Annotated in this window: 18 protein-coding genes and 1 pseudogene; 10 read left to right on the top strand and 9 right to left on the bottom strand. The window is 56.4% G+C overall.

The window, feature by feature from the left end:
* Window positions 1-18 precede the first annotated feature (18 nt).
* Together AC2FFH_RS16325 and regB are read right to left on the bottom strand one after the other, a co-directional pair.
* Complete coding sequence (locus tag AC2FFH_RS16325) at window positions 19-1,527, bottom strand: PAS-domain containing protein (protein WP_496844817.1); 1,509 nt, start codon at window positions 1,525-1,527, stop codon at window positions 19-21.
* A gap of 85 nt (window positions 1,528-1,612) precedes the next feature.
* On the bottom strand, window positions 1,613-3,010 hold the full coding sequence (gene regB / locus AC2FFH_RS16320; protein ID WP_496844816.1) for a sensor histidine kinase RegB: 1,398 nt from the start codon (window positions 3,008-3,010) through the stop codon (window positions 1,613-1,615).
* Between the two features lie 92 nt (window positions 3,011-3,102).
* Here regB and AC2FFH_RS16315 point away from each other — a divergent pair, with 92 nt between their 5' ends.
* The 4 genes from AC2FFH_RS16315 (at window position 3,103) to AC2FFH_RS16300 (ending at window position 5,605) form a co-directional block, all read left to right on the top strand.
* Window positions 3,103-3,723 (top strand): SCO family protein, encoded by a 621-nt coding sequence (locus AC2FFH_RS16315; protein WP_496739296.1) that lies wholly within the window; start codon window positions 3,103-3,105, stop codon window positions 3,721-3,723.
* Window positions 3,724-3,809: 86 nt separating this feature from the next.
* The gene (locus AC2FFH_RS16310) at window positions 3,810-4,364 is read left to right on the top strand and encodes an ActR/PrrA/RegA family redox response regulator transcription factor (protein ID WP_058275167.1); all 555 of its coding nucleotides are present in this window, start codon (window positions 3,810-3,812) and stop codon (window positions 4,362-4,364) included.
* A gap of 107 nt (window positions 4,365-4,471) precedes the next feature.
* Window positions 4,472-4,966: a lysozyme inhibitor LprI family protein gene (locus AC2FFH_RS16305; RefSeq protein WP_496766065.1), complete on the top strand. Its 495-nt coding sequence runs from the start codon at window positions 4,472-4,474 to the stop codon at window positions 4,964-4,966.
* A gap of 267 nt (window positions 4,967-5,233) precedes the next feature.
* Window positions 5,234-5,605: a VOC family protein gene (locus AC2FFH_RS16300; RefSeq protein WP_480794865.1), complete on the top strand. Its 372-nt coding sequence runs from the start codon at window positions 5,234-5,236 to the stop codon at window positions 5,603-5,605.
* A gap of 176 nt (window positions 5,606-5,781) precedes the next feature.
* Here the strand turns inward: AC2FFH_RS16300 and AC2FFH_RS16295 are convergent, their stop codons facing one another.
* Together AC2FFH_RS16295 and AC2FFH_RS16290 are read right to left on the bottom strand one after the other, a co-directional pair.
* Entirely contained in the window at window positions 5,782-6,339 is a 558-nt protein-coding gene (locus AC2FFH_RS16295; protein ID WP_496766069.1) for a CHAP domain-containing protein, read from the bottom strand.
* Between the two features lie 230 nt (window positions 6,340-6,569).
* On the bottom strand, window positions 6,570-7,163 hold the full coding sequence (locus AC2FFH_RS16290) for an HD domain-containing protein (protein ID WP_496844815.1): 594 nt from the start codon (window positions 7,161-7,163) through the stop codon (window positions 6,570-6,572).
* Between the two features lie 204 nt (window positions 7,164-7,367).
* On the opposite strand from AC2FFH_RS16290, the gene AC2FFH_RS16285 reads away from it, so the two are divergent.
* The 3 genes from AC2FFH_RS16285 to AC2FFH_RS16275 all read left to right on the top strand — a co-directional run bounded on the left by AC2FFH_RS16285 (window position 7,368) and on the right by AC2FFH_RS16275 (window position 9,939).
* Window positions 7,368-7,682, top strand: a complete 315-nt coding sequence (locus tag AC2FFH_RS16285; protein WP_496766073.1) for a hypothetical protein — start codon at window positions 7,368-7,370, stop codon at window positions 7,680-7,682.
* A 104-nt stretch (window positions 7,683-7,786) separates the two neighbouring features.
* On the top strand, window positions 7,787-9,175 hold the full coding sequence (gene ahcY / locus AC2FFH_RS16280) for an adenosylhomocysteinase (RefSeq protein WP_496766075.1): 1,389 nt from the start codon (window positions 7,787-7,789) through the stop codon (window positions 9,173-9,175).
* 14 nt (window positions 9,176-9,189) lie between these two features.
* Complete coding sequence (locus AC2FFH_RS16275) at window positions 9,190-9,939, top strand: extensin-like domain-containing protein (RefSeq protein WP_496766077.1); 750 nt, start codon at window positions 9,190-9,192, stop codon at window positions 9,937-9,939.
* 17 nt (window positions 9,940-9,956) lie between these two features.
* On the opposite strand, the gene AC2FFH_RS16270 is transcribed toward AC2FFH_RS16275, so the two are convergent.
* A complete protein-coding gene (locus AC2FFH_RS16270; protein WP_496766079.1) occupies window positions 9,957-10,604 on the bottom strand; it encodes a DUF899 family protein in 648 nt (215 codons plus the stop codon).
* Between the two features lie 198 nt (window positions 10,605-10,802).
* Between AC2FFH_RS16270 and AC2FFH_RS16265 the strand changes: the two genes are divergently transcribed.
* The gene (locus tag AC2FFH_RS16265) at window positions 10,803-11,144 is read left to right on the top strand and encodes a DUF2853 family protein (protein ID WP_282153670.1); all 342 of its coding nucleotides are present in this window, start codon (window positions 10,803-10,805) and stop codon (window positions 11,142-11,144) included.
* 213 nt (window positions 11,145-11,357) lie between these two features.
* Here AC2FFH_RS16265 and AC2FFH_RS16260 read toward each other — a convergent pair whose 3' ends face one another.
* From AC2FFH_RS16260 to tsaD, 4 genes are read right to left on the bottom strand one after another with little or no spacing between them, the layout of a single operon-like run.
* Window positions 11,358-11,780 (bottom strand): EVE domain-containing protein, encoded by a 423-nt coding sequence (locus AC2FFH_RS16260; protein WP_496844814.1) that lies wholly within the window; start codon window positions 11,778-11,780, stop codon window positions 11,358-11,360.
* Window positions 11,780-12,049 carry a YciI family protein gene (locus AC2FFH_RS16255; protein ID WP_496736545.1) on the bottom strand — a complete coding sequence of 90 codons (270 nt, stop codon included), beginning with the start codon at window positions 12,047-12,049 and terminating at the stop codon, window positions 11,780-11,782. The genes AC2FFH_RS16260 and AC2FFH_RS16255 overlap by 1 nt, the downstream gene beginning before the upstream one ends.
* Before the next feature lies 1 nt (window position 12,050).
* Window positions 12,051-13,013, bottom strand: a complete 963-nt coding sequence (locus AC2FFH_RS16250) for an NAD(P)H-dependent glycerol-3-phosphate dehydrogenase (RefSeq protein ID WP_496844813.1) — start codon at window positions 13,011-13,013, stop codon at window positions 12,051-12,053.
* Window positions 13,010-14,107, bottom strand: a complete 1,098-nt coding sequence (gene tsaD / locus AC2FFH_RS16245; RefSeq protein WP_496844811.1) for a tRNA (adenosine(37)-N6)-threonylcarbamoyltransferase complex transferase subunit TsaD — start codon at window positions 14,105-14,107, stop codon at window positions 13,010-13,012. The genes AC2FFH_RS16250 and tsaD overlap by 4 nt, the downstream gene beginning before the upstream one ends.
* A gap of 96 nt (window positions 14,108-14,203) precedes the next feature.
* Here tsaD and AC2FFH_RS16240 point away from each other — a divergent pair, with 96 nt between their 5' ends.
* Both AC2FFH_RS16240 and AC2FFH_RS16235 read left to right on the top strand, forming a co-directional pair.
* Window positions 14,204-14,917: a uroporphyrinogen-III synthase gene (locus AC2FFH_RS16240; protein WP_496766087.1), complete on the top strand. Its 714-nt coding sequence runs from the start codon at window positions 14,204-14,206 to the stop codon at window positions 14,915-14,917.
* Window positions 14,918-14,971: 54 nt separating this feature from the next.
* A pseudogene (locus AC2FFH_RS16235) lies at window positions 14,972-15,189 on the top strand (hypothetical protein); the annotation flags it as partial.

The following is a 15,189-nucleotide window of genomic DNA, read 5'->3' as shown; positions in this document are numbered from 1 at the left end:
GGTTGGCTGCAACCCGGTTCAGGCGCTGATTTGCTGCGCCTCTTGCCGCATCAGCGCATCCCGATCCACCGAGAAACGAACAATGGTGGCCCCGTTCTGCATCGGGCTGACCGTGCACAACACTTGAATACCGTTTCGCAGATAGATCACGCCTGACCATTCCGCGCGATTTTCCCGCGCCTCCACAAAATCGCGAATTTCGCCAAGGATCGGCGTTGCAGTGCAATTCTCCTGCCAGCTTTTGGTCACTTCAAGAACGGAGTCCGCGTCAAAGCCTGTGTCGCCTGTATCACCCCAAAGCTGTTGGTAGGCGAAATTGGTGAAAGCCAGTGTACCATCGTCACTGAAGACCGCGATGGCGTCGGCCAGTTTGTCCAGAATGGATTGCATCAAATCCATTTCTGACCGGAATCGACGGGTCAGAGTGATCTCGGCAGTGATGTCCTCAAACAAAAAGGCAACCGCTCCATCCGGGTGCGGACGTCCACTGACCGAATAAACCGAGCCGGAGGGCAGGGACCAAGTCTCTTGGTAGTTCCCGTCCTCCGCCGCTTCGAGAAGGTCGTTCATCTGACTGCGCCAGCTGCGGTAATTCTTGGGCTCGGGCATCATGTGCTGATCCCGCAGGCGATCGAAAAAGCTGGACAGGCTGGGGCGGCAGCTTAGGAAATCCGGAGGCAGGGTGGTCAGGTCGATCAGGGCTGGGTTGAACAACGCCAGCTGGCGGTTGCGGTCAAAAATAGCCAGCCCGATGGGCAATTGCGCAAAGGTCTTGGTCATGGTCTGAACGAATTTGCGCTGCGCCACCTCCGCCTCGACGATCGCGTTGATGTCCACGGCATAAGACAAGTGCCCTTCGGGGTGATCTACCAACGTCAGATCGAACCACAGCTTGTTTTCACTGAACTCGGAGGAAATTGAGACCCGCGCCTTTGCGCTTAGCCGTTGGTCGGCATCGGGGACCGGAAACAATGGTGCGGTCAGGTCCGTGTCCTGATCCCGTACTTTGCGCACCAGCGAAACATAAGCAGCATTGCACCAGCGCACATCGCCCTGATGATCCAACAGCCAGACAGGGTAGGGCGCTTTTTCCATGGCAAGGCGGTTTGGATCATTTGATGCGATTTGAGTTATCGAGGGACAATCGGTGCGGTCGCGCAGCTGAACGCGTACAATTCCGTCTATCCATTCGCACAGAACATCGCGTTCAACGGTGCAATCGATGGCCGGGATGACCAGGTTGCCTTCACGCCGGACCTGATCAGGTGTTTCGGGGAATGTTGGAAAATCCCTGTGCAGCAGCCGGCACAGATCGGCCCAATCACGGACCTGCTCGAACCCTTCCAACGCGATGTCCGAGTGACTGATAAGCCGGTCACCATCAAACAGGAATGCCGCATCAAACAAGGAGGCAGGTGAGGACAGCCCAAAATTGTCCCCCCGTTCCCGCCTGCGGGGCAACAGCCACTGAACGGCAAGACTTGCTGAAACAATGCCGATGATGGCCAGAATGATCCAGTCGACCATGCGCCCTCCGGTGCGCGAAACCAAGAAGCGGTACTATGCGCCTTAATGGTTAACGGGGTCTTAACCAATGTTCGCCAGTATCAGGTCAGGTTTGGAACCGTTGGTTTACACCTGAAGGCACAGGCGTATCACCGGTTTGCGCATCCACAAGGTTACGCGGCCAGCTCACTTTGACGATCGCGCCCCGACGTTCGGGGTTATCCGACAGGGTTTGGTAAGGGTCCGATCCGTTGGCGAAATCCAGCTCTGCTCCGCTGCGTTCAAGCAGCGTTTTGGCAATGAAAAGACCCAGACCCATGCCTTCATATTCCGGACGGGTCCTTTTATCGGTCTCACTGCGGCGGCGGCGCATGAAGGGATCGCCGATCCGGCCGATCATCTGCGACGGATATCCACGACCGTCATCCATGATGCTGACGGTGATCTGTTTGGTGGACCATTCCGCCTCGACCCAGACATTTCCGCGCGAAAAATCCACCGCGTTCTGGATCAGGTTGCGCAGGCCGTGAATGATCTCGGGCTTGCGCAGGATCGAGGGCTGCTGCACATCGCCATCCTCGGCCGGGCCTTCGAAGAAATGAACGGTCTTGCCTCGGTTGATATGCGGCTCGGCAGCTTCATGCACCACGGTAGAAAGCGGGGCTTGACGCAGATGCAGGTCGTCTTTGCCCGCCCGGCCCATGTCTCGCAGGATATCGCGGCAACGGTTCGCCTGTTCGCGGATCAGGGCGGCGTCCTCGATAAGGTCGGGCCGGTCATCCAATTCGTCAATCAACTCGGAGCTCGCCAGTTTGATCGTTGCCAGTGGCGTGCCCAGCTCATGCGCGGCGGCGGCGACCACGCCGCCTAGATCGGTCAGCTTCTGTTCGCGTGCAAGCGCCATATGGGTGGCGGCCAGCGCTTCGGACATAGATTGTACCTCTGAGCTGACGCGATGCGAATACGCGCCCAGAAAGACAATTGCGATGACGATTGCGGCCCAGTTTCCGAACAGTAGAATATCTGGGATGTCCAGTTCTGCCCCCAATGCGGTGCGCAAAGGCATGTGGAATTCGGCCAGAAGTGTTGTCAAGGCAATGGCAACGCCGCCGATTATCAGGGTTGACCGGGTGCTCATGACGCTCGCGGAAATCGTGACAGGCCCCACCAGCAACAGCGCAAACGGGTTGTTCAGCCCGCCTGTAAGGTAAAGCAAAATGGTCAGCTGCAGCAGGTCGAACAGTACCATCAGGAAGTTTTCGAACTCGGACAGGCGCTTGTTGCGGGGAAACAGCAGAATTGCAGTCAGATTCCCCATGACCGAGACGCCAATCGCCAGATAGCAAAGCGTTGCGTCCAGCTGGATGTCATAAGTTTGCTGCGCGACGGTGATCGCCGTGATCTGGCCGAAAATGGCCACCCAGCGCAACAAGATCAGTGTGCGTAGCCGAATCCAGCTGCTGCGTTCCTGACCGCGCCATAATGTGATGTTGGAATTTGCCATCGGTCGATTATGTCCTGTTGCATCGGCTGAACTTCTTGATAGGTGTCCCGGCCGAAACGATCAACAACCCCTCTTATGTCAGGATTGATGTCATGGTCCGTCTTTACGCCATCCTCGCAACCGTTGTTCTTGCCGTGGGCCTGGGGGCCATGTGGCTGTTGACGCGCGGTGCCGGATCAGATGACAAGTTCGCACAATGCCGGACCAGTCAGATTGCTGGCGGGACGGCGGCCATCGGCGGGCCTTTTGAACTGCTCAACGGCAAGGGCGAAACAGTCACCGACACCGATGTGATCACCGAGCCGACGCTGGTGTATTTCGGCTATACCTTCTGCCCCGACGTCTGCCCGTTCGATATGTCCCGCAATGCCGAGGCTGTGGACATTCTGGCCGAGCGTGGCCAGTCCGTGACACCCTTGTTCATTTCAATTGACCCGGATCGCGATACGGCCGAAGTGATGGCCGATTATGCCTTTAACCTGGGCGGCAAGACCATCGCGCTGACCGGCACGCCTGAGCAGGTTAAGGCTGCCAGCAAGGCCTACAAAACTTATTACAAGGCCCATGACAAAAGCGATGAGTACTATCTGGTAGACCACTCGACCTTTACCTATCTTGTCACACCCGAGGATGGGTTCATCGAATTCTTCAACCGGGACGACACCGCCGAGCAGATGGCCCACAAGGTTGGCTGTTTCCTCGACAAAATCTAGAAAACGACGGGTTGTTTGACCTTTGGGATGGCGCTGCTATTACTCATGGTTAAGCCAAAGGCGTGAAATAGCGGAAAGAACAGAATATGGCGGACAGCTCTGACCTCGACATCGGCCCCGATAAAACGCTGCTTTTGGTGGACGATGACGAACCGTTTCTGAGACGTCTGGCAAAAGCGATGGAAAAACGCGGGTTCGAGGTTGAAACCGCAGGTTCCGTCGCCGCAGGCCGCGCCATTTCCACCGCCCGCCCGCCCGCCTACGCGGTCGTTGACCTGCGTCTCGAAGATGGCAACGGTCTGGATGTGGTCGAAGTTTTGCGCGAAAAGCGCCCCGACAGCCGGGTTGTGGTCCTGACCGGATACGGTGCGATTGCCACCGCCGTTGCTGCGGTCAAGATCGGCGCCACGGATTACCTGTCGAAACCCGCCGACGCCACCGACATCACCAATGCGCTGCTGGCCAAGGGCGACGAACTGCCCCCACCACCAGAAAATCCCATGAGTGCGGACCGCGTCCGTTGGGAGCATATCCAGCGGGTCTATGAGCTGTGCGACCGGAACGTTTCCGAGACCGCACGGCGCCTGAACATGCACCGTCGGACATTGCAGCGGATATTGGCGAAGCGCAGTCCGCGGTAAAAGCTTAGTTTCACTCCGGGTGTTTGATACGGACCAAATGGGCTTTGCCTCTCTTTTGCCGCATTGGTTCTTCAATTGCGTCTGCAAAACAGGCAAAAGGCGATTTAATGAAAAAGTTGATGCTATCGGTGGTCTTTTCTTTAGGCGGTTTTGGCGCAGCGCAAGCATTCGAAGCTGAAGACTACATACACTTGGGTTCGTGTTCTTACGAAGAACTTGAACAATGTGCGGAAGCCCAGTTCGATGAATGCATGTACGCTGCCGAGGGTTATGACCTTCACTTTCAAGCTCACCGAGCAAGTTGCGCTCGCGCCCTTTCCGAGCAAGCTGACTTGGTGCTGAATGAATTCTACCAATTGGTTCTGTTAAAGACGAAGATCATTGAGCGTGAACTTGATGATACTGCGTATACCGGCCAAGAAGAATTGCTGCGAAACTCCCAGCGTGCGTGGTTGGAGGTCCGGGACACGACCTGTGAGTTAAATGTTCTGTATGGTGCGATTTACAGGGGATACGATACTGCGGTCGTTAATTGCTTGGGGCGTATGACGGTTCGTAGAGTTGCCGATCTGCAAAATGAAATTGGTAGCTATCTAGACTGATTTAAACATAATAATGTCCCCTAAAGAAGCGCTAACAACTCCCCATATCGCTTCGTATACGCCCGCCGCACCTCTGTCGGTGGGCGCAACGTGATCCCCAAGCCCTTCATCACCGCCTTGTCCGGCCGCCCAAATACCTTGAATGCCATGGCCTAGGAAAAGTCTGCAATATTGCGCCGGTCCTGACGGTTTAGTGACTTGATACCAGTTCCACTTTGCCCGAGGTTCGGGCAGGGAATTCATCTTTCGTCACAATGGAGTAAATCAATGATCGGCTATGTGACTATCGGCGTTTCAGATTTGGAACGCGCCAAGAGTTTTTACACGACACTTTTTGCCGACAAGGGCGCAAAAGTTGTGATCGACGCGGGTCGCATCGCCTTCATCGGAAATGACCCGTCGGCTCCGATGCTGGCCGTTTGCACACCCTACGATGGCGAAGCCTGCGCGACCGGCAACGGTGGAATGGTTGCTTTTGCAGCGGACTCCAAGGATGAGGCCAAAGCGCTTTACGAGAAGGCAATAAGCTTGGGAGCTACAGATGAAGGAGAACCCGGCCAGCGCGTCCCTGATCGGTTCTACGGTGCTTATGCTCGCGATCTGGACGGCAACAAGCTGTGTTTCTACGTCTTCGGTTAAAGCTGGTTCAGCAGAACCTCATGCCGATCCATAAGCGCCCGCCTTACCTGAACAGGCGGGCGTACTCGATTGGCACCTTTTCCTTATGACCCTGACGCGGAATTTGGCGAACCGCAAACCGCGATAGCACGCAATGAACTTGGGTGGATCTGAGCGGTAAACCGTTCAGAGGACTCTCATTTAGGTGGATTGCCAGAGTCCGGATAAATGAACCCGTTCACGGGGTACAAACTGCCATATTGACCCGGAAGGCTTTCGACCCGAACCAAGGTCCAGTCATTGTGCTTGGATACGTCTTTGACGCCCATTTTCAGGGACACCTTGTTGCGATGCCAGTTGGCGTGGTTCACGATGACTTCCCGATCGGTAACAACATCTGACACGACAGCCACATGGCCAAGCGGCATCCCGCGGGTTGCCCGAAACGACATCACCGCACCCACGACCGGCTCATTGCCGCGGCCAAAAGAACTGCGCGCCTTGCCCCACCAATCCTTTGCGTTGCCGCGAATTTCGATACCGCTGAGGCTGCGTGCGTAGGGAACACACCATACTCTTTGCCCCCGCGCCTGTTTTTGAGAGACCTCTCGCAACGCCATTGACTGACGTTCCGGATCAAGTTCCACATCGGTTGGGTTGTGCGAGCAGGCAGAAATCAGACTAAAGAGCCCAACCGCAAGCGCGGTTCGGGTTTTGCCGGACAAGCGCGGCCAGGTCGTATTCGTATTGCGCATGTCGTTGTTCAAGAAGCTTCACTGCCCGTTCGAAGACAAGCATGTTTTAGGGTGATCCGATGGGTTGTGAAAAGAGGCCTGCCAATACGCGGCAAGATTTTGCCGGTTCTCTGTTACATGATTGAAACACTGGTTGAGCTTTTAACTGTACCCATATCCTGCAGGTTGAGTACAGGCTTGCGCAGGCTTTTCCCTTGGGATGAGAACCGACAGTGGATGAGACCGGTATTTTATAGCGAGGATATCAACGCCTCATGCCGCGCCATAAACGCTTCTCGAACCTCAACCGGAGGTCTGAGCGTTATTTGCAAGCCCTCCATCACGGTCTGATCGGGCCGACCAAAGAACTTTGTCGCCTCATCCTCGGAAAACCCGGAAATCTGGGTCGCTTCCATCCATGCGCTGATCTTGTCGGCCTTCTTGATCTGCCGTTTCACCGTTTTCGGGACCTCGGCGGGTAATCCGAACCGGATGTGGATCGCCGCGGCCAAACGATCGTCCAGTGCGCCATAGCCCGGTCCGACAGCGGATTTGACCGGAGAGATCATATCTCCGATCACATATTCCGGCGCGTCGTGTAACAACGCTGCAAGCCGCCATTTCACGGGCGCTTTGGGGGCAATTCGGCCGAAAAGCTCTTCAACCAGAAGGGAATGCTCGGCTACGGAATAGGCATAATCCCCTGCGGTTTGGCCGTTCCAACGGGCCACAAAGGCCAGACCGTGCGCGATATCTTCGATCTCGATATCCACGGGCGTCGGATCCAGCAAATCCAGCCTGCGGCCGGAAAGCATTCGCTGCCATGCTCTGGGTTGTGTTGCCATTCTGCCATGCCTTGTGAACTAGGACACGTTAACTTCGCGCTTTTGTGCTATGATGTACCTGTCTGGATCACAGGCTGCCAACAAATTCTTGAGCTTTCGTGCTTTGAACCTGCACGTATTGATCCCGACATATGGACTGAGGGGGGCGTACTCCTTTCAGTTGTGCCCCTCTCGAACCGAAACGCGTATCGAAAGGAGCATGTTATGTTCAAACGTTTATTCGCAATAACCCTGACCTTCGGCATGGCCGCCACAGCGCCGCCTGCTTTCGCCAAAAGCTGCGCACAACGCGCGGATGTGATCGCCAAACTGCAAAGCAGCTATTCAGAAGAGCTGGTCTTTGGCGGACTGCAGAAAACACGCGGCGCGCGGGCAGTTATGGAGGTTTGGACCTCGAAGACAACCGGAAGCTATACGGTTCTGGTGACCCAGGCGAACGGCATTAGTTGTATTGTCGCCGTTGGCACAGATTTTTTTGAAGCGATACCAAAGATAGAACTAAAGGGTGAACCAAGTTGATTTAGACGGACGGTTTATCCCCTTTCCGGCCATTTGCGTTGCCACCTGCCCCAAGGAATGCTAGGGGCTGCCCGGACTATGATTTACCGGAAATGGAGCACCTGATGGCCGGGGACTATATCGTTAAAGACATTTCATTGGCTGGGTTTGGCCGCAAAGAGCTGGACATTGCCGAAACCGAGATGCCGGGCCTGATGTCCCTGCGTTCAGAATATGGCGAAAGCAAACCTCTGGCGGGTGCCCGTATCGTCGGTTCGCTGCACATGACCATCCAGACGGCTGTTCTGATCGAAACTCTGGTCGCGCTGGGCGCGGACGTGCGCTGGGCATCGTGCAACATCTTCTCGACCCAGGACCATGCGGCGGCTGCAATTGCAGAGGCTGGCATTCCTGTATTCGCTATCAAAGGCCAGACGCTTGAAGAGCACTGGGATTATCTGGACAAATCCTTCCTGTTCGACGAAGGCCCAAACATGATCCTGGACGATGGCGGCGACGCGACATTGTACATTCTGCTGGGCGCACGTGCCGAAGCGGGTGAGGACATCATTGCTGTTCCGACGTCCGAAGAAGAAGAAGTCATCAAAGCGCAGATCGCCAAACGCATGGCAGCATCCCCGGGCTGGTTCACCAAGATGCGCGACCAGATTCAGGGCGTGTCTGAGGAAACCACCACCGGTGTGAACCGCCTGTATCAACTGGTGAAAGACGGCCAACTGCCGTTCCCGGCGATCAATGTGAACGATAGCGTCACCAAGTCGAAGTTTGACAACAAATACGGCTGCAAGGAATCGCTGGTTGACGGCATCCGCCGCGCCACTGACACTATGATGGCCGGCAAGGTTGCCGTGGTTTGCGGTTACGGTGACGTTGGCAAAGGCTCAGCCGCGTCGCTGCGCGGTGCTGGTGCCCGTGTGAAAGTGACCGAAGTTGACCCGATCTGTGCCCTGCAGGCCGCGATGGACGGTTTCGAAGTCACGCTGCTGGAAGACGAAGTCGCATCGGCCGACATCTTCATCACCACAACCGGCAATAAGGACGTGATCCGCATCGAGCATATGCGCGAGATGAAGGACATGGCCATCGTCGGCAACATCGGCCACTTTGACAACGAAATTCAGGTGGCCAGCCTGAAGAACCACAAATGGACCAACATCAAGGAACAGGTGGACATGATCGAACTGCCCTCGGGCAATCGCATCATCCTTCTGTCCGAAGGCCGTCTGCTGAACCTTGGTAATGCGACCGGTCACCCATCTTTCGTGATGTCGGCCTCGTTCACCAACCAGGTTCTGGCGCAGATCGAGCTGTTCACCAAGGGCGACCAGTATAACAACGACGTCTACATCCTGCCCAAGCATCTGGATGAGAAGGTCGCGCGTTTGCATCTGGATCGCATCGGCGTCAAGCTGACCCAGATGGACAACGAGCAGGCGTCTTACATTGGCGTGAAGCCCGAAGGCCCCTACAAGCCGGAACATTACCGTTATTGAGTGCGAAAAAACGCATGAGCAAACACTCCGGACGCCGCCGATTCCTGTTATCGGCGGCGTCTTTTGTTTTCAGTATCGCCGTTGTCGCCATCCTGTTCGGAGGGGGCGGATGGTGGTTGCTGGCGCACCCGGAAACACCCGTGCCAACGCATTGGAACCCCCTGCGAGAGCTGAAAGTCACCGCGCCAGTCACGCCAATCACCCGGTTTCAGCTTAATCGCGCGCTAGCGAACGAAGTACAGTGCCGCGCCGCCTTGGCCGACGCCGGCGCGAACTTTGAGGCGATGGATGATCTGGTCGTGGATGAGAATTGCGGCATCACCGGGCGCGGCCTGTTGTCTGCGCTGGTGACAGCGGATGTAAATGCGGTCGAAACCAGTTGCGCGACCACTCTGCGGCTGGCCATGTGGGAACATCATATAATTCAACCCGCTGCGAGAGATCTTTTGGGCACGCAGGTCAGTCGCTTGCGGCATGTGGGCAGTTACAATTGCCGCCAGATGCGTACCGCTCAGGGTCAGAGCAGTGGTTGGAGTAGCCATGCCAAGGCGGATTCCATTGATATTGTTGGTTTGCAATTCGCGGATGGGCGCAGTCTGACATTGCTATCCGATTGGGGCGACGAAGGACCTGAAGGTCAATTTCTGCACCAGATCTGGCGCGGCGCATGTGATTGGTTTCGTGTGGTATTGGGTCCTGATTTCAATCGCTTGCACGCGGACCACTTTCATCTACAGGGTCCCGGATGGGGTTATTGCCGATAGGTTATCTTGGCGGGTATTTAACGCAGGGACGGAAAGAAATCTCCGCGTCCTTGTGGTGTGAAGTCCAGAATGTTCCACAGCGGCCACGCCGCATCCACGTGCCGCGGATGCCAGTCACTGGGCTCGAAGAACAGCTCAGAACTCCAGAAATGGCTTATGCCGTCCGCATCGCGCTGAAAGATGTTCAGGATCGGCAGTTGGCTTCCATCCTCGGCCTCAGCCAGATAGTCGCGCTGATAGTCTGTGCCCAATGCAGAATAAAGCGGTAGATCATCCCACGACATATCCGCTTTCAGCGCTGCCAGCCTTTCACAGGTGTTTTGCGCCACGACCGCAAAGGCGATTTTCTGCGATATATGGGCGATCTGCCCATTCAACCCGTCCAGGAAGGCAGAACACATCGGGCAAGGTGCCTCTGCATCCGGCCCGTACATAAGCGAGTATATAGCCAAGGTGTCATGTGATCCGAACAGGGACGACAACGGTGTCGGCGCACCCCGGTCTGATCGAAAGGCATAGTCCCGCGGAATTGCCCCGCCTTTGGGCAAACTACGACGCAGCTTTGCAACATTTTCAATCTGAGCCCGCAATTCAGCCTCAGCCGACAGCAAGGTGTTTCGTGCGGTTCTGTATTGCGAAGTTTCGTTGGGTAGCGACACGGGCATTGTTACCTCCTGGTTCCGGAACGAGCATTGTATTTAACTTTATTGTTAAATAAAGGGCCATCAAAATCAAGCCTCAGATCAAACCGGCAGGGTTTAGGGGGAATGCCGCTAATTTTTCCCTTTGTGCAAATTCCCGCTCCCGTTACCGTGTCTGCGGCGCTGGTAAGGCCAAAAACGAGTTTCAACCGGGAGATAACCATGGGAAAACGCGACGACCTGATCGCTAAATATGCCGAGGACCTGAAGTCCAAATGCGGTATGGACGCAGATATGGATCTGCTGACCAAAGTCACAATCGGCTGTGGCCCTGCAATTTATGACGCCGACGCATCGACAGTCGCGGCAACTCAGGAAGGTGAGTTGGAAACGGTCAAGAACAACTTCCTCATCAAAAAGCTGGGCCTGTCGGACGGACCGGAACTGATGGAAGCGATCAACAAGGCCCTTGAGACCTATGGTATGTCCGAGCGCAACAAATACCGCGCCGTCGTGTATTACATGCTGACAAAGCATTTCGGCAAAGAGGCTGTTTACGGCTGATCCCGCTATACTTTTTTTGCAGCGCCCGTCAGATCCTTGGCGGGCGGTTCCAATTTTAGGTACTTGCCGTTTGAACTGCGCCGCAAGGATCGGCTATTGTCAGCATGTGACCAGGACGGTCAGAGCCAAAATTTCCATACGCGTGTGGTGAGTCGGGAGCACGCGGGGTAGGGAAGGTTCTGCATCTGTCAGGGCCTTCCCTTTAATCTGTTATTAATCAGCCTGCGTGCCGCCCAGATCGCAGATCACCTGCCATTCCGCATCGCTGACCGGCTGAACGGACAGGCGAGAGTTTTTGACCAGCACCATTTCCGCCAAACGTTCGTCGGCCTTGATCTGATCCAGCGTGACGGGGGTTGCAAACGGGCGCACGGCCTTGATGTCCACGCATTCCCAACGCTCATCATCCGTGGTGCTATCGGGATGCGCCTCGGCGCAGACCTCGACAATTCCGACAATCGCCTTGTCCTTTTGCGAGTGGTAGAAGAACCCGCGGTCGCCGACCGCCATCTGGCGCATGAAATTGCGCGCCTGATAGTTGCGCACGCCGTCCCATTCTTCGCCCGCATCCCCTTTTGCAACCTGCTGGTCCCAACCCCAGGTCGATGGTTCGGATTTGAACAGCCAGTACGCCATCAGCCTATGACCTTTTTCCACGCAATCAGGTCAACCGATTGGAACAACCCGGCTTTTGCATAAGGATCGTTGTCCGCCCAATTTTGCGCGGCGGCCATGTCTTCGACCTCCAGAATGATCAACGAGCCGATCATTGCGTCGCCGTTCAGCAAGGGACCCGCCTGCGCAACGACACCCGTTTCCTCAATATAGGCCAGGTGGGCAGCGCGATTGTCCAGCCGGGTTTGCAGCGCGCCGTCCTTGTCACGGGCGATGAGAGCGATCAGCATATTATTCCTCCTTCAGGGGTCGGTTGAGCAGGGCTCGGATAGCTTCGGTCACACTGTAGGCGCCACTGCTAAGGTCTGCCACCGTTGTACTGATTGGCATGTCCAGCCCTTCGGCGGCGGCAATTTCCGTCATGGCCCGCGCTGTGGCGACCCCTTCAACAGTGGTGTGGGTGTCGAACTGGATCTTCCGACCCAATGATAGGCCAAAGCGATAGTTTCGGGACAGTTCGGACGAACAAGTCAGGACCAGATCCCCCAATCCAGACAATCCCATCAGAGTGTCAGGTCGCGCCCCGCGCATCAGCGCAAAGCGCTGCATTTCTGCAAACCCGCGTGTCATTAAAGCGGCGCGTGCGCTGTCGCCCAACCCGGCCCCGATTGCAGCGCCGCATCCGATGGCCATTACGTTCTTCAACGCGCCGCCAAGTTCCGCCCCAATCATGTCGGTGGTTCGATAAAGGCGCAGGTTGGCAGTGGTCAGGTCGTGTTGCAGCGTCAGACTCAGCGAGTCATCTGCGCAGGCCAAGGTTAGCGCCGTTGGCAGTCCGCGTGCAATGTCGTCGGCAAAGCTGGGCCCGGTCAGCAGGGCGGGTCGCGCATCCGGGATCGTTTGCTGGATCACTGAAATCGGCCCAAGCCCGGACGATAGCTCGATACCCTTGCAGCACGCCACCAAGGTTTTTCCGGCCAGATCAGAGGCCTGCGCTTGCAAGGCATCGCGCAACTTTTGCATAGGGACAGCTATCAGCAGAACATCAGCCTTGGTCGCCTGATCGATGTTCGATGTCACCGTGATATCAGCAGGCAAAGCCACGCCAGGCAAACGCTGGGTGTTTTCACGCGCTGTTTGCATATGCTGGGCCTGATCCTGATCCCGAGACCACAGCGTGACCGGCCCGTTCCCGGCCAGTGAAATGGCCAGGCTTGTGCCGAATGCGCCGGATCCCAGAACGGAAACGCTCATGCCTTGGCGCCTTTCTTGCCACCGCCCAGCATAGCAGGACTGGTCTTGTCCAAAGGCCAGCGAGGGCGCGCCGTAAGGTCCAGACCATCCCGCGCACCCAGGCGAAACCGTTCCATGCCGGCATAGGCAATCATGGCGGCATTGTCGGTACACAGGTTGAGCGGCGGTGCAGTAAACCGGGCGTCCTTTTCGGCACAAACAGTCTCTAACGCAGACCGAATGGCAGAATTGGCTGCAACGCCGCCAGCGACGGCAATGACTGGATCAATTGGGTTTTCCTCAAGATACCTGTCAATCGCTCGGCGGGTCTTCTCGGCCAGCGTATCCACGATGGCTTGCTGAAATCCGGCACATAGATCGGCGCGGTCCTGACGGGTCAGGCCGCCCTTTTCGGCGACAATCTGATCCCGCATCCGCATCAACGCGGTTTTCAGCCCCGAAAAGGAGAGGTCACATCCCGGCCGATCCAGCAGAGGTCGGGGAAACCGGAAACGCTTGGGATCGCCAGAACGTGCTTCAGTCTCTACAGAAGGACCGCCGGGTTGCGACAGGCCTAGCAGGCGGGCGGTTTTGTCGAACGCCTCGCCGGGGGCATCGTCTATTGTTCCGCCCAGTCGCGTAAATTGTTCCGGCCCGTGCGCGATCAGATACTGACAGTGCCCGCCTGAAACCAACAACATCAGATAGGGAAACGCGATACTATCCGTCAGGCGCGGCGTCAGCGCATGACCCGCCAGATGGTTTACGCCGATCAGGGGAAGCCCGGTCGCGGCACTCAGCCCCTTGGCGCACATGACGCCAGACATGACCCCGCCGATCAGGCCGGGACCCGCAGTGACGGCGATCGCATCCATATCTGCCAGTGTCAGTCCTGCGACCTCCAATGCCTGCACCACGCAAATGTCCAGCTTTTCGGCATGGGCCCGCGCTGCGATTTCGGGTACGACCCCGCCAAATGCGCTGTGCAGCTCGGTTTGACCGTGAACGATAGACGACAGAACCTCGGCACCCGCACCATCGGATTGGCGCACAACAGCGGCGGCCGTGTCATCACAGCTGCTTTCCAATCCAAGAACGGTAAGTGTTTGCACCATAGGCCTGATCCGTTGCATCATGACACTCAAGCGGGGTATCACCCTGCGCGGACGCAAACAATCCCAAGGCCGAAGGCCCCGCCATTGTATTTGTTGATGACCCGCCCTCGCGCCGCCTCTGAAAGGTTTGTGGCACAGCTTTCGGACCGCGTCAGGTCACGGATAGACGTCATCTATTCTCCAATCCTGGAAATCCGACCCCTGAGGGTTGCGGTCGAAACGGACGGAATTCGCGGATTGATCTTTACTTCGGCCAACTCGGTCAATGCCGCCGCTTCGCTTGGCGTCAAACCCAATCTGCCCGCCTATTGTGTTGGTCCGGCGACCACTGGAACCGCCAAAGGGGCCGGATGGGATGCAATGATGGTGGGCAATACCGCCGAAGAACTGGTGGCCTACCTTTTGAAGCAGCGGCCTGAAAGCCCGTTGCTGCATCTCAGGGGTGAACATACGCGGGGAAATGTTGCCAGACGCCTGACCGAATCGGGGCTGACAGTTCGCGATCAGATTGTCTATCAACAGCGCCTGTTACCGCTGACATCCGAAGCGGCTGCGGCTGCATCCGGTGACAGACCTGTGCTCGCGCCGCTGTTTTCGCCCCGAACGGCGCGACAATTTGCCGAAATCTGGACCGGAACAGCACCTTTGTGGCTGATTTCCATCAGCGAAGCCACGGCCGAGCCCCTTTATTCTTTGGACTATGAGCGCCTAAAGATCGCCAAAGAGCCGACACCCAAGAAAATGCGGAAAGCCGTGAAAAAGCTTGTCAAACACGCGATGCGGGTTGAGCGTGGAGAGACCACTGATTAACTTAGAGTGGCCTGTTATTCATATGAAATTGGATTCGATAAGGGGAACGTCGCGGTGGCTCGTAAGAAAAAGACCGATCAAAAGCCGGTGGAAGACCCCAAGTCGGACGAAACGGTTGAATTCACCTCGCAGCGTGATGAGACAGTCGTTGACGCGGATGAGCCGCTAGAAGAGACCCTTTCCGAAGCAGAAGCAGAAGCAGAAGCAGAAGCAGAAGCAGAAGCAGAAGCAGAAGCAGAAGCAGAAGCAGAAGCAGAAGCAGAAGCAGAAGC

This window comes from Ruegeria sp. YTSC003 (assembly GCF_059609785.1).
Note: the sequence above shows the minus strand (reverse complement) of the source record. Positions and strands in the feature narration are given on the sequence as shown.